This is a genomic window from Novipirellula galeiformis (assembly GCF_007860095.1).
Classification (GTDB): Bacteria; Planctomycetota; Planctomycetia; order Pirellulales; family Pirellulaceae; genus Novipirellula; species Novipirellula galeiformis.
In genome coordinates this window covers 173145-186803 of the sequence record NZ_SJPT01000006.1, presented here as the reverse complement: position 1 = coordinate 186803, position 13659 = coordinate 173145, and the positions used below count along the sequence as shown (strand labels likewise).

Below are 13659 nucleotides of genomic sequence, written 5' to 3'. Positions count from 1 at the left end.
ATAAAAAATGTCCTTTTTCCGAAAATTCAAGCGAGGGTCAGAATCGAAAGCAACATCATGCAGAGTAGTGCAGGAGGCATGCAATTTTTTGCAGATCCGTGCGAGGCCAAGTTTTTGCCCCAACCGCGGCCACGGTCCCGGCAACGTCTCGGCGAGCTATGCACGCGGTGGGGGACTAAATTGGGCTGCAAAAACGGTAAGCGTGACACCGTAGTTTGATCATCATTGCGAGGGGGCGTTCCGCCTCGAGATGCCAATGGCGTGAAACAACCCTCGCTTGGGGTGACCCCACAATAGCGACCTAATGCAGCCCGTAACGCCCCATCTTGTAATGCAGGGTACGGACACTCACACCGAGCGCTTTGGCCGTTTTCTCGCGGTGCAAATCGCATGCTTCCAATGCGATTTGGATCGTCTCGCGTTCACAGCCTTCGACCGCTTCGGCCAACGTAGGGGGCAATGCGCGATTGTCCCTTTGTTTGGGGGTCAGCTCCGATGGCAGCTCGACGTTGTGAATCACATTTCCGGTGTGCGTTACCACGACACGCTCGATCACATTGCGAAGTTGCCGGACGTTACCGGGCCAAGGAGCGGCAACGATCGTCTGCATCGCCTCGGGCGCGAGTCGTTTGATCTCTCGATTGTAGCGTTTACAGAAATGCTCTAAAAAATGTTCGACCAACAATGGGATATCCTCACGCCGCGCTCGCAACGCGGGAACTTCAATCGGGATCACATTGAGTCGATAGAACAAATCTTCGCGAAACGTGCCGTCGGCGATCAAGTCTTCGACGGAGCGGTTGGTGGCCGAGACGACTCTCGCATCGGTTTGCAACTGTGCTTCGCCACCCACGCGAGTGAAGCGTCTGGATTCGAGCACGCGTAACAAATCGACTTGGCTTTTGGCCGACATCTCGGTGACTTCGTCCAAGAACAACGTTCCCCCGCTGGCCTGTTCGAAGCACCCCGGTTTCTGGCGGGTGGCCCCACTGAAGGAGCCTTTCTCGTGCCCAAACAGTTCACTTTCTAATAGCGATTCGGGCATCGCTCCAAGATTCACGGCAATGAACGGACCACTGCTGCGATCACTCAAATCGTGCAGCGCGTGAGCAACCAACTCCTTCCCCGTGCCACTTTCGCCTTGGATCATCACGGTGGCTTCGGTTGCAGCGACTTGCCGAATTTGCTGTAACACACCCTGCATCGCAGCGCCGCCGCCGATGATGTTGGAGACTTCCCCTGCGCTGGCCAATCGATTTCGCAAGCGTTGGTTTTCAACGCGAAGTTGGTGATACTGACGCGCTTTGCGGACCTGTTGTCGGATCAGATTCAAGTCGAGCGGTTTTAAGATAAAGTCAAAGGCGCCAGCATGCATTGCTTCGACCGCCATTTCGACGGTTCCATGCGCAGTGATCATAATCACGGCCGTTTGCGGACGTGAGAAGAGGATCTTCTTTAGCAGTTCGATTCCGGTGATACCACAGTTCAACCGAACGTCCGCGATCACCAATTGGTAGTCCGCTTTCTCGAATTTCGCGAGTGCGTCGTCGGCATCGACCGCGGTATCCACGATGTCGGCTTCTCCGGCCAGCCCTTTGGCGAGCCCCGACCGGATATTCGGCTCGTCATCGACGACTAGTAAGCTAAATGCATCGGAGTTCATCCGTTTCCTTCCATTGGTAACATCACTGAAAACTCGGTTCCGCTAGGACTGGTGCGAAAGTCGATGCTGCCTGCGTGTTGGCGAACGATCTTGTCGCACAGCGCCAATCCCATCCCGGTGCCGTCGTTGCGCGTCGTGAAATAAGGATCAAAAACCTGTGATTGGATTTCCATGGGAATGCCGTTTCCGGTGTCGCTGACATCAATACGAAGCGAGTCTTGGATCCGGCTCAAGCGGAATTGCAACGTCCCCCCATCGGGCATCGCGGCGAGCGCGTTGAGCGCCAAGTTCAACAGTACTTGTTCGAGCCGCCCCGAATCGGCTTCGATCGAACCGAGTGATTGAGGGGGCAGCTCCACTTTGACGATGACGTTTTGCTTCTTGACCTGCGGATGCAGAAACCGGACCAATTTTTCGATGAGGGTGGCGACATCGACCCAGGAACGTCCCAGTTCGTTGACCGATGCATAATTTCGAAAGCTATCCAAGACATGCGTGATGCGAGTGACTTCGGTATGCAGCACGTCGAGTAGCTCTTGCGTTTCAACATCGGGGGAATTTTGGGACACATGCTCACCTAGCAATTGCAGGTGAAGCGACAGGGCGCTTAGCGGATTTTTGATTTCATGTTGCAGCCCGGCGGCGAGGGAACCGAGTCCCATGTAGCGTTCCATCCGCCGCAGTCGTTGCTCCATTAACACCCGCTCGGTCACATCGCGAACATGAATCACCGTGCCGACCGCCTCGTTTCGTTGGTTTTTTAGACGGGTGCACCCCGCACGCAGCGTATGTTCATAACCATTGCGTAGGATCGTATAGTCGCGGTCACGAATCGGAGTTTGATGCTGATTGACTTCATGACAGATCGCGTCGAGCAGGGCATGTTCACTGCCCGCCTGAGACGGTGTCATTCCCTCGCCGTCGTCCTCGGAAAGCCCCAACAGTTCTCGACCACGCGGATTTAGACTGGTCATTCGCCCCTCTTGATCGGTCGTAATAATGCCCCCATCCAAACTGGCTCGAATGTCGGTCGCCAAGACTTGGGCGTCGCGAAGGGATTGCTCGCTGGTGACGTAACCTCGGACCACGAGTGCGAAAGCAATTGCAGTGCCAACGATGTTCAATACCAACAGCAACGAGAGCTTGCTACGCAATTGAAGGTCGCCGGAAAGCTCTTCCACGACCGCCATATCACTCTGCGGCAGATGCGTGATGATGCGGGCGACGATCTCTTGTTCACGCGCGACATCAAAGAAAATCCAGGCCGTTACGCTCAACGCCACGAGGCTAAGGAAGGCTAATCCGGCCGCAAATCGACGGACTCCACGTCCATCGGGGACGCCAAACATCGTGGGGTTCAGCTGATTCTGAGGCATGCGGTGGGCGTTTCAATCTTTGGAACGTGGAACCAGTTGTTAGGAAAACCGGGAGGATGGGGTGAGCCTACGGCCCTCGATTGGATCGTGCATCCGATCGCTCCAGAATGCCCTAACCGATGACTCCGAAAGGTGTTACGACTTTTAAGTGACGGGCACAATCGCAACCCGAAGCGTTCGCAACAGACGGAATCATGATCGATCTTCCCTCGCTGGCGCTTCGAATTATCAAAATACGCTCATTATCAAAATACGCTCAGCGTCAGGAATCATCCGAACTCGCTCGAAGTCTTTCAAAATTGCGGAGCTTCCGCAATAAGCCCACGTCGAATCCAACGATTCCATGATCGAACGCCCTTTTCATGCAGCGAATTGCAGGAGGAATGCAGGGCATTGCAGCAACTTTTTTATTTTACTCTAGGGAATAGCAAATCGCCTTTCCCAACTGGAGTTTCGCGGGCGGATAAGCCGACTCATACCCTTACCAGGATTACTCGGAGGGCGACGAGCGTTGAATGCAATCAGCATTCTCTACCGTCCCCGCCCGATGTGTAAAACACCCCCCAAGGGAGACCTCGGCAATGGAATGCCCACTTCAAACTCGCCCCGCTCGCGGACAGTGGCGGCCGCTCGCAGGACTGAAATCATGGTTCGCGGTGGGGCTAGCGGCAATCTGCCTTCATTCCTCGGCGTCCGCGCAATCACCGCCCGTCTCCGACGGCATGATCCTTTCCAACGAAGTCCAGTTTGAACTTCAGCGGATGCAACAACAGATTGACGAACTCAAATCGGCCAGCGTCATTTCGTCGGCGGCCTCGACGGCGACCTTCTCCTCCGCCCCCGTGTTGTGCTGTCCCTCGGAGAAACCGACATACCCCACGAAACCGAAATACCCCACCGCCCGTCTTACTGGATTCTTCCAGGCTGATGCGGTTGGTTTTAGCCAAGACCGTGCCAACATGGAAACGCTCGGAGGCGGGATTGCCGCCGACGGAGATATCCAAGATGGTGCCGACTTTCGTCGTGCGCGTTTGGCGGCGACCGGCCAGGCGTGGGACAATGTGAGCTACATGCTCGAAATGGACTTTGCCTTTCCCGGACGTCCTAGCTTCATGGACGTCTGGCTCGATATTGACGATGTGCTTGGATCGAGCAACTTGCGGGTGGGACAGTTCCGTCAACCCTTTGGGATGGATGGACTCACGAGTGTTCGAGAAATGACCTTTCTCGAACGAGCCTTGCCCTTCGCCTTTTTGCCGTTTCGACAAATCGGTGCGATGCTTTACGGCAACCGTAAAGACGAGCTCGCAACCTGGGCCATCGCCGGGTTCCGATACCCCACGGATACATTCGGTGGTAACGTCGGCGACAACGGTGGCTACGGAATGGCAACTCGGTTGACGGGGCTGCTTGTCAATCGCGGCGATGGCAAGGGGCTCGTCCACCTCGGTGGTGGTTACAGTTTCATTGATCCGGCCAATGACCAATTCCAATATCGTAACCAACCGGAGGTCGCTGTCGGCGAAACCGGTGGCGGAGTGCCCACACGAGCGATTGCAAATGTGCCAGCGTTTGTCGACACCGGCGCATTCGCCGCGGACAACGCCAACCTGTTCAACGCAGAACTCGCGCTGGCGTACGGATCGTTCTATGCACAAAGTGAAGCGAGCTACGCGGTGGTGACCCAACCCGCCGGACCCACCCTCACCTTGCCGGGCGCTTATGCTCACGCAGGCTATTTCTTGACGGGCGAGACGCGAAAATACAACGGGAAAAACGGAGTCTTTGGACGGGTGACTCCCGATCGTAGTGTTGGAAACGAAGGTGGCATCGGAGCGTGGGAGATCGCCGGCCGATGGTCCTACCTCGACTTAAACGATGAAAACATTCAAGGCGGACGCTTGAACGATTTGACCGCGGGATTGAATTGGTACCTCAACCCCTATACCAAGTTCCAATTCAACTACATTCACGCGATGCTCGACCGGCCGACTTATGGCGAAAGCGATGCGGATATCTTCGCAATGCGAGCCCAGCTCGATTTCTAAGCGAGTCGCCACTACGCATTATCGCCGTGGCTTTCCATCGGAATGACCGAGTGAAACTCCGTCGCGTTGCGGTTGCAGGTGGACCGACAACGGGTGTGTGTCCGTTTTGACGCTTAGGTTCAAATCGCGTTGCGGGAAGGGAATCGAGATATCGGCTGCACGAAGGGCCGTAAGGATGGCCGTATTTATCTCGTGCGTGACTCCGACACGGCGATCTAAATTCGCCAAGTAAAAGCGAATCGAGAAATTGAGTGAGCTGTCTCCGAAGGTGTCAAAGTTGATCAATGGAGCAGGATCTTCCATCACATCAGGGTGCTTCGTGACCACGTGTTCTAGGATGTCGCGGACTTGATCGGGATCGGCGTCGTATTCCACTCCCACTTCCATGGTCAACCGATTGATGACGTTCGAAAGCGACCAGTTGAGGATCTTGCCGGTGATCAAGTCCTTGTTCGGAACCACCAATTCTTTGCGTTCCCAACTGGTGATCGTGGTCGCTCTCATTTGGATGCGTGAAACGACTCCGGTGGTGTTGTCGATCGTCACGACATCTCCGACTCGAACGGGCCGCTCGAGCAACAAAATGATGCCCGAGACAAAGTTGGCGACAATTTCTTGCAAACCAAAACCGAGTCCCACCGAGGCGGCGGCAAGCAACCAACCGAGTTGTGTCCATGGCACACTGATAATATTCAATACGACCAATGCCCCCGTGACCGTCAACGCGTAACGCAGCATCGTGGTCAATGCATAACGCGCGCCGCTATCGAGCGAGGTCTGACGCAGCACAAATAACTCGACCAGCCCGGGTAAATTGCGAACCGAATAGGCGAGGACCACGATCGCTGCGATTGCATAGAGCATGTCGCGGAAGGTCACCACTTCCACTTCCATGTCCTTCCCGATGTGCACGCTCCACAGTTCGACACGATCAAAAATCTCGATGGCTGGTAAGACATTGCTCCAAATCAGGGCAAATCCGAACAACGAAAACACGGTGGCCACCACATAGATCAATTGACGCGTTTGTCGATCAAGCTTCGGCAGATCGGCCTGGTCTTCCTCTTGAAGCTCGATGCCAACGTCCGTTGTTAAACCATCCGTCGCAGAGGATTGCAGCGAGGCGAGTTTCTTTTCACGCTGTTCACGAGCTTGGCGTCGCGCCACTTCGCGGTAATGCAAACTCAGCCACCGGAACGTCAACGCCATCAACAACAGCACCAACACGAGCAGCAAAATGGAATACTGCATCAACGTGCCCAAGTTGAATGCCGTGTCGAGATAGCCGGCGAAGGCGAGTCCTGCAAATACGATTGGAAATCCAGTCAGGCCGAACCAGATCACCCGCCGCCACAAATACGCTTTGGAATCGGCACTGTGCCGCCGCGCTTGCAGAAAAATCGGGCTCTTGATCGAGAAAACAATGCTGTGAAATGAAGCGGTTACCAGGAACAGGGCAATCGAGGTGAGTCGCGATGCGGTGGCACGCAGTTGGGTATCGGAGTGATCCTGAATCATCACCATCACGAAAATGAGGATGCCTCCGAGCACGGTATACCAGCGCAGGTGGAAGCGGAGCATCGAGCGGACCGCTTTGTCCCAGCCGAAATGAAGTTGTGCTAAACCATGGTCGCGACAAACCTCTTTGATCAATTCACGCGAAGCAATGAATAACGCGGTGATCGAGAAGGCATTTCCGACTCCGTTGACGAACGCATCATTGCCGAGATTACTCAGCAACATCCAACCGATCCATCTAAAGAGTGCCGGCCAAGCACACGCCACTAAAATTGTGAAAAACAACGTGGTCGCGGTGATCCGAAATTTGGCGTTTGGACGCAGTGCTTGTTCGCCGCACTCATAGACGAGGCGCCGCAGTTTGATGCGATAAACAAACAACGCTAGCACGCCCAGCAATCCCAGCAGCGAACGCAGCGGTCGCCAGACGAAATTCCGCATCATTTGATCCAGCACCTTCCGCCAACTCGTAGGCTCCGCCAGCCAGCGGAGCGTTTCAGGGACATATTTCAGTTCCTGAAGGGAAAACGCAGGCGAGCTGCGAATCCAAAATACGTTTTGATCGACAAAATCAATGTACTCGTCGATCACGTTCCGAAGTTCGTGTCGCTGGGTGTCCACGGTTAACATCGTTTGCAAGATTGAGTTTTGAGCCTGCATCGTTGCGACCAACAACTCTTTGCGTCTTCGTAATAGTTCGAGCTCCTCGGCTAGGTGAGCGGAGTCCCGAATCGCTGCAATTCTTTCGTCGACCTCTTCGGCGGAGTCTTCCAAGCTAAAGACGCTGATTTGATGTTGTTGGATCTTTTCTTGTAAATCAGCACGCGGGCGAAATTTATTACGTAGCTCTTCGAATTCGTTGCGTTTGTTCCGCAACATCAATCCCAATGCATCGGTCAACCCGATCGCTTCGAGTCGCTCTTGCGAGATTTTCAAAGTGTTCTTGACGTCTTCGAATGCCGCCCGTGTCTCGTTGAGCTCGGCATTCGCTCGGGCGGACTCGTTAACCAACGCTTGATGTTGCTCGGTGACTTCGATGTTGCGTTGCGCAAGTGGCTTAAGTTTCTCTGGAACGCGTTGGAGATCATCGCGAAGATTTTCGATCTTATCGGCAACTTCGCTTCGCTGACGTTGGGTTAACGTCTCCTGCAATTGCTGCACCTCATTGCGAAGTGTGGCAATGTCTCGATCCGCCAACTGTTTCTGCAACGCCACGAGTTCGGTGGTGGCAAGGTATGCCGCCTGTTCCTTGCGGAGCTCCTCCATTTTCATCCGTAACGCTTGGCGTTTGGATCGTAGTTGGGTCGTCCGTGCTTGCGTTTGCACCGCAGGCTCATTCGCCAAGGCGGGGTTGGCGAGTTGCTTTTCGACCTGCTCAAGATCTTTCTCTAGTTGGCTGATCTCTTGCGGAATTTCAGTAAGCCGCTTTTGGCTGCGCCCCGGCGCCGTCGTCAATTTGCTTTCGGTGGAGACGAGCTCATTCAGTTCTAGCTGCGATTCCGCCAATGTTTGTTTGATCGATTCCACGGTGGCGTCGGGATCAAGCGTCCACTTCACCACTTCCTTGGAATCCAAATCCATCTTGGCCTGTTTCATCCTGGCGGGAGCTTCCGCCGCCATCGCCTCGAGTTGCTGAGCATTCTTCGCGCTCAACTCCGCGGCGCTGAGATTCTGCTTCGCTTGCTGATACAGATCCTCCAGAGACGTTTTTAAACTTGGGTCCAGGGATTCGGCCGCCGCGAGTGCGGCGAGTCCTGCTTCAATCGTGGTCGCATCGACCGCATCGCGATCTCCTATCGGATTTTCAATCGTCACGGGTTTAGGAATGTCACCCCCCTGTTGGCCATTCTGTTGGCCGAGGGCTCCCGTTGGTAACCCCGCCAGCACGATTACCAGCACGCACCACGGCAGCGCAGTCGGGTGAGGGATCGCGGCGAGGCAAGTGCGTAGACGGTTCGGTACAGGCTCGCCTGGTGGGAACCCGCCATTGGCTTTGATTGACATGATTGAATGAATGCGAGTGGGCTGGATGATTCGAGCTATCGAATACAAACTGTCTTCGATAGCTCGAAAGCCCGCAACCTTAATGCCAACGAGTTCGCCAAGAAATGTCGGTCGTCGTCTTGATTCGTTTCCGACGTGAACGCGATGGGTAAACCACGCTTCGCCACTTCATCCTCAGCAACGCGATCTTGTTTTGATTCAAAAGGCCATTCGCTTACGGTCGCCGACCGGAGCCAGAATCGTTGCCGTTTGGCGGACGGTTGTCGGATTCGCGAGACCATCTGTTTTCTGAAGCGACGCAGTGGACAGGTTTGCGATCGGCGAGTTGGACGCTGAGTTTCAATACTGGCTCGCCAACGGGCCCGCAATCGATCATCGAGCCCCCCTTTTTTTACATCGTCGTAGACTTTTGCTATCTTGGCCGTGGCTTCGTCTAGAAGGAGGGGATAACGCGTACTCGCACGACGAGCGCACGCTTGCACGAGGGCCTCTTTGTGAATCCAAACACGCGGACAAAGCCAGACGCTCTTTATCACGCCACGTGGTTGATAGAAGCGGTCCCCGTTTGTCAATCGACTTAGCATCGGAGAACACCATGATGAATGCTCAATGGCGCGCAACGAAGTCCACCCTCGATCAAGGGAACGGCGCTGGCGAACAACTCGTCCCAGCCAAGTGGCAACGATCAACGCCACGGGCGAACGTCATGACGCCCCGGTCGATTTTTGTTGGGATCCGAACGTTGGCGTTTTTGTGGCTCAGCGGGGTCGCCGTTCTTATCGTGTTGACGGGATCGATCAGTCCGGTCGCAGCCGCGGATCCTCCATCGCCGATTGAGTTTCGAGTTGGGTTTTTCAATATCTATTTGGGGCTAGCCAATTCGTCTCATCGCGCTGCCGTGGTGCGCCAGATCCAACGCGTTCGGCCGGACATCATGGGGCTTAGCGAAATCAACGACGCGGACCATTCGCTCCTGCCAACCCTGGTCGAGGGACTGCCCAATGTGGTCACTCAGCCCGGTGGTTTGCAACCTGCGCTGATCACTCGTTATCCGGTACTGTCGTCTGGATCGTTGGGCTCGATCGCACCGGCGAATGAATTTAGGCGCAAGCACTTGTGGGCGGTGCTCGATGTGGGGCACGCGAATCGGAATCTGTTGGTCTATGTCATTCACACCGAATCGTGGTGTTACGTGGGCCCCTGCGAGAACGTCGCCAGGCCGGCGTTGGAATTCCCGCGAGCGATTGAATGGATTCGGCTCAAGCAAGACATCCAAGCGAAGCTCAAGGCAGATCCTCAACTCGACGTGATCGTGATGGGGGATTGGAACGACGATAATCGCAGCCCCCAAACCGACGCGTTTGCGTCGCAGCCCGAAGGGATCTTCAACGGATTTGCCTTGGGGGCGGACATTGTTTTTCCGGTGCAGCACGCGCCTTATCCCAACTACCAATGTGAGCAAGCCGGACTTCGGTTGCTGGAGTCGACCGACACCGATGGCAACCGCAACACGGTCTGGGGGGGCAAGCCAAATCCGGCGTTACAGACCGCAGTGAAGATCGACTACATCGCCCACAGCGAGGGCGTTAGGGTCGCCGGCCATGAAGTCTTGAATTCCGAAGTCAGCGAGCCCGCCGCAGGACTGCGGAAATACGCAGCGCCGTTAGGGTTCGGTGATTCTCGCGCCGCCAGCGATCACTTGATGATCTTCGCCGACATGGGCATCGAGTAATCACCGTGGCAACACCCGCTTTCTCCGTTATCCCGCAGAGATTGTGGATTTCTACAAATCTCAGATGCAGACGTATTTCTTGACCTCGCGAAACTATCGATCTCGCTCTTCAAATTGCGTTCAATCGAACGTGGCTTCATTGAAGTGCGACGAGTTTCTGGGCGACGAGTTTCTGGGCTGCATGGTGGGCGTCATCGACAATGTCAAACGACTCAATGACGGCGTCGCGTTTGTCTAACGGACCGGTGCCGGTTGATACAACGCGTAAGATTTTTCCAGTCCTAGGAAACGCTCGCAAAAGGTTTCCGAGTGAGGAAACAGTGTCGCCATTTGCTGATGAGTCAAGACGCGGGTCTCGCGGATCATCTCGTACCACTCCGGAAGTTTCGTTTCCCACGATTGATGTAGCCGATCGCGGAGTGGCGCCGGTAGCCTCCAATAGCAAAGCACTCCCGTGTGGACTTCGAGAGGAAATCGATCACTTGGCGTTTGGATCCAATGCGCGGGGGCAAGCCGGTGCACTTCCTCGGCGAATGCAGCTTGGCGAGATTCATCGCCGACATGCTCAATCACGGAGTTGCTAAAGACAACGTCAAACGATTGGTCGGCGAACACCTCGCTGAGATCACACGCATCGCCATCAACAAAATGAAACGTCCCCTCCCCGTCGGGTTCGTCGTGACAACCGGGAAGATTGACCATCGTGATTTCGTAGTCGTGGGGGATCAGATTCCAAATCGTCGGAGAACCTCCCAAGTCGACAATCCGGGCGTGAGGTTTCGGTTGCACTAATTTCTGAAACGCTTGCATGCGTTTGGCTCGTCCTTGAACAATGGGAGTATTGTGCAAATAAACCCATTCGCTGAGATTTCGGAACAATGTCTGCATCGGGTGAAGTCCAAAAGAGCAAACTCGTTTACCGTGCCTTCGTTCTTCTGCTTGTCAGCAGTCTAGAGGGTGTACTGTGGAGCGTCAATTTTTTTGCCTTCCGCATCCGGCCCGATTCCTAGCATCCGATTCCTAGCATCCGGCCGCATTGGTTTTGGAAGCGGATCTCATTGCACACGGATTGCCAGCCTGCGGTTCGCTGCTTCGAGGAGTGCTCAATGAGATTCGGTTTGTGTTCCCAAGTTCCCAAGCGTTGCCGGCCCCGCCGCGATTTCCCGCCATGACTGACGACGACTTGCTTTCCATTGCCTACTTCACGATTGGCTACTTCACGACTGGCCGCCTCACGACCGTTTTGTTTGGTGAGCGAAGGGCCGTTTTGCATTTGAATGAATCGTATCGACGGGGCCGATGATTTAGATTCAGCCGATGATTTAGATTCAACCGGGCTGATGGCACGCGGATTCCTGATCGGCAACCCATCGTAGGGTGTTGCGCCGTGGAGTCCGAGAACCACGCCGCATCCGAGGCAACACAGTGGCAAGCGGTATCCGACGTGCAATCGTCCGCTCGTGAGAGCGGACGCGGATGGAAACGACTTGTCGACTTCTCGGGTTCCTGCCTCGCGAGTCAGATCAGGTCCGCTGGATCCGCTAAGCGTCACCGGCGGCCTGAGGCGTTATAGGGCGGCTAGGATCTCGTCGGTTGTGGCGCGGCCCCCGTGCGTTTCACTGATCTTGGCATACGTGATCTTGCCCGACTTGTCGACGACGAGCGTCGAGGGATAGGAGGTTTCATTGACGGCGTTCCAACGCAATCCGTAGGCGTTGGTGAACTGGTAGCCGGGGTCGAGCAAGAAGGTTAACGGCTTGGGCAGCTTGGTGCCTTGCAGGAAGTCACCGGCGTGTTGGTCGAGTTGCGATTTGGCCCCTGGGTAAATCAACAGCACTCGCGCCTTTTTGGCGGCAAACTTGTCTGCGTTTTTCACAAAATCAGCGACCTGGGCGCTACAGGCGGGACATTGTCGGCCTGGGAAACCTCGCAACACCACCACGACCACGGTCCCCTCGGCATTGACGTCGCTCAAGCGGACGTTGCCTGACAACTCGCCTCCAACGGATCGTAACTGAAAATCTTTCGCGGTATTGCCTGGAGCCAGCAACCTCTTGGCTTGGGCAACCGGTGTCTGGGTTGAGGATTGGGCCACAGCGGGAACCGCCAACGTGGTGGAAACGACGAGTGCAGCGAACGCAAGCGGAAGGACGGTCTTCATCAAGAGATACCTTTTCGAAAGTGAGTTTGAAACATAAGGGAGGGTAAGGCTCGGTCGCGGAGCGCCAGGATGAGCGACGTTGATTCTCATTGCCAATGGCCTCTTCCGCCTACAGTCCGCCACTTGCCCCCGAGAAAGCGATGACAAATTTATTTGCCGGCGGGTTGCGGAGTGGCTAAATTGGCAAACGTTCCTTTATGAGCATGAATTCCGACGCCTGCTGTTTGCCCTGAGCCTGTTTGGCCTGAACCGAAAGCTCTCTATGCCCACCACCATCAATGGAATCGGTACGCAGTATTACGGCAAAAGGAATCCACGCATCTATCATGGCCGCTGCGACTCCTGTGGTGCGAGTTGCCAGATGACCGACTACGAGACCGGTTACTATTTCGTGGTCCTGTTCCTCCCCCTGATTCCTTTGGGGAAAAAGCAAATTCTTGGCGATTGTTCTCGCTGTCGTCGCCATCGCGTGATGCCGCTACAGCAATGGAACCAACTTCGCGAAGAAGCGATCGATGCCGGCATGGATAAATTGGCTGCGGCTCCGGATGAGCCAGAACGTGCGATCGAATTGATTGGCACGATGACCCTCTTTAACCGACTCGACGATGCCATCGAGCTGGCCTCGGCGACGTTGCAATCGCATGCCGATAATGTGGACGTCCAGCTTGGAATTGGGGGCTGGTACGAGACTCAAAATCTCAGGGCTGAGTCCGAGACGTGCTTTGCGCGGGCGATCGAGCTCGATCCACAGCGCCCGGCGTGTGTCCGTATTGCCGGAATTGACTTGCTCGAGCGTGGCAAGCCGAAACTTGCCGCCGAGCGGATCGCGGCGATTCGCCCTCCATCGCCTGATTACGATCCGTTATTGTTCTTGATGCTGGCCAGCGCGTTTGCCAGTGCGGGAAATCACGACGAGGCATTGAAAGAATACACGCAAGTGTTTCTCAAGGCTCCGGAACTGGCGATGGACAAAGCGGTCCGCAAATCGGTCAAGCAATGCGAAAAGACACTCGGGCGCAGTGAGACGATCCTGCCCAAAAAAGGACTGTTCGGTTAACTGCGGACACGCTGCCGCGAAATCAAATTGCCCGAGGTTCCCTGGCTCTGATTCTTCGTAGAGAATGAATGGACCAAAATTTGCAGTCCATTAACTC

10 protein-coding genes are annotated in these 13659 nt (G+C 55.2%); 4 read left to right on the top strand and 6 right to left on the bottom strand.

The genetic code is table 11. From position 1 onward, the window contains the following. Window positions 1-301: 301 nt before the first annotated feature. On the bottom strand, window positions 302-1663 hold the full coding sequence (locus tag Pla52o_RS17315) for a sigma-54-dependent transcriptional regulator (RefSeq protein ID WP_146595878.1): 1362 nt from the start codon (window positions 1661-1663) through the stop codon (window positions 302-304). Continuing rightward, entirely contained in the window at window positions 1660-3039 is a 1380-nt protein-coding gene (locus Pla52o_RS17310; RefSeq protein ID WP_231612436.1) for an ATP-binding protein, read from the bottom strand. The genes Pla52o_RS17315 and Pla52o_RS17310 overlap by 4 nt, the downstream gene beginning before the upstream one ends. 581 nt (window positions 3040-3620) lie before the next feature. On the opposite strand from Pla52o_RS17310, the gene Pla52o_RS17305 reads away from it, so the two are divergent. After that, on the top strand, window positions 3621-5087 hold the full coding sequence (locus Pla52o_RS17305) for an OprO/OprP family phosphate-selective porin (RefSeq protein WP_231612435.1): 1467 nt from the start codon (window positions 3621-3623) through the stop codon (window positions 5085-5087). Between the two features lie 18 nt (window positions 5088-5105). Here Pla52o_RS17305 and Pla52o_RS17300 read toward each other — a convergent pair whose 3' ends face one another. Next, a complete protein-coding gene (locus tag Pla52o_RS17300) occupies window positions 5106-8609 on the bottom strand; it encodes a mechanosensitive ion channel domain-containing protein (protein WP_146595876.1) in 3504 nt (1167 codons plus the stop codon). Window positions 8610-9204: 595 nt separating this feature from the next. Between Pla52o_RS17300 and Pla52o_RS17295 the strand changes: the two genes are divergently transcribed. Then, window positions 9205-10341, top strand: coding sequence for an endonuclease/exonuclease/phosphatase family protein (locus Pla52o_RS17295; RefSeq protein ID WP_146595875.1), 1137 nt, complete (start codon window positions 9205-9207; stop codon window positions 10339-10341). Window positions 10342-10405: 64 nt separating this feature from the next. Next, entirely contained in the window at window positions 10406-10579 is a 174-nt protein-coding gene (locus Pla52o_RS26995) for a hypothetical protein (RefSeq protein WP_197169311.1), read from the top strand. On the opposite strand, the gene Pla52o_RS17290 is transcribed toward Pla52o_RS26995, so the two are convergent. The 3 genes from Pla52o_RS17290 to Pla52o_RS17280 all read right to left on the bottom strand — a co-directional run bounded on the left by Pla52o_RS17290 (window position 10576) and on the right by Pla52o_RS17280 (window position 12502). Continuing rightward, window positions 10576-11229 (bottom strand): class I SAM-dependent methyltransferase, encoded by a 654-nt coding sequence (locus Pla52o_RS17290; protein ID WP_146595874.1) that lies wholly within the window; start codon window positions 11227-11229, stop codon window positions 10576-10578. The genes Pla52o_RS26995 and Pla52o_RS17290 overlap by 4 nt on opposite strands. Before the next feature lie 118 nt (window positions 11230-11347). After that, the gene (locus Pla52o_RS17285; protein WP_146595873.1) at window positions 11348-11614 is read right to left on the bottom strand and encodes a hypothetical protein; all 267 of its coding nucleotides are present in this window, start codon (window positions 11612-11614) and stop codon (window positions 11348-11350) included. A 294-nt stretch (window positions 11615-11908) separates the two neighbouring features. Beyond that, on the bottom strand, window positions 11909-12502 hold the full coding sequence (locus Pla52o_RS17280; RefSeq protein ID WP_231612434.1) for a redoxin family protein: 594 nt from the start codon (window positions 12500-12502) through the stop codon (window positions 11909-11911). Between the two features lie 262 nt (window positions 12503-12764). Here Pla52o_RS17280 and Pla52o_RS17275 point away from each other — a divergent pair, with 262 nt between their 5' ends. Then, window positions 12765-13562, top strand: a complete 798-nt coding sequence (locus tag Pla52o_RS17275; protein WP_146595871.1) for a hypothetical protein — start codon at window positions 12765-12767, stop codon at window positions 13560-13562. The last annotated feature ends 97 nt before the right edge of the window (window positions 13563-13659 follow it).

Excerpts from the sequence above, each read along its gene's own strand:
- Pla52o_RS17305 (WP_231612435.1), top strand. The coding sequence starts at position 3,621 with ATGGAATGCCCACTTCAAACTCGCCCCGCTCGCGGACAGTGGCGGCCG.
- Pla52o_RS17295 (WP_146595875.1), top strand. The coding sequence starts at position 9,205 with ATGATGAATGCTCAATGGCGCGCAACGAAGTCCACCCTCGATCAAGGG.
- Pla52o_RS17315 (WP_146595878.1), bottom strand. The coding sequence starts at position 1,663 with ATGAACTCCGATGCATTTAGCTTACTAGTCGTCGATGACGAGCCGAAT.
- Pla52o_RS17285 (WP_146595873.1), bottom strand. The coding sequence starts at position 11,614 with ATGCAAAACGGCCCTTCGCTCACCAAACAAAACGGTCGTGAGGCGGCC.
- Pla52o_RS17310 (WP_231612436.1), bottom strand. The coding sequence starts at position 3,039 with ATGCCTCAGAATCAGCTGAACCCCACGATGTTTGGCGTCCCCGATGGA.
- Pla52o_RS17300 (WP_146595876.1), bottom strand. The coding sequence starts at position 8,609 with ATGTCAATCAAAGCCAATGGCGGGTTCCCACCAGGCGAGCCTGTACCG.
- Pla52o_RS26995 (WP_197169311.1), top strand. The coding sequence starts at position 10,406 with ATGCAGACGTATTTCTTGACCTCGCGAAACTATCGATCTCGCTCTTCA.
- Pla52o_RS17275 (WP_146595871.1), top strand. The coding sequence starts at position 12,765 with ATGCCCACCACCATCAATGGAATCGGTACGCAGTATTACGGCAAAAGG.
- Pla52o_RS17280 (WP_231612434.1), bottom strand. The coding sequence starts at position 12,502 with ATGAAGACCGTCCTTCCGCTTGCGTTCGCTGCACTCGTCGTTTCCACC.
- Pla52o_RS17290 (WP_146595874.1), bottom strand. The coding sequence starts at position 11,229 with ATGCAGACATTGTTCCGAAATCTCAGCGAATGGGTTTATTTGCACAAT.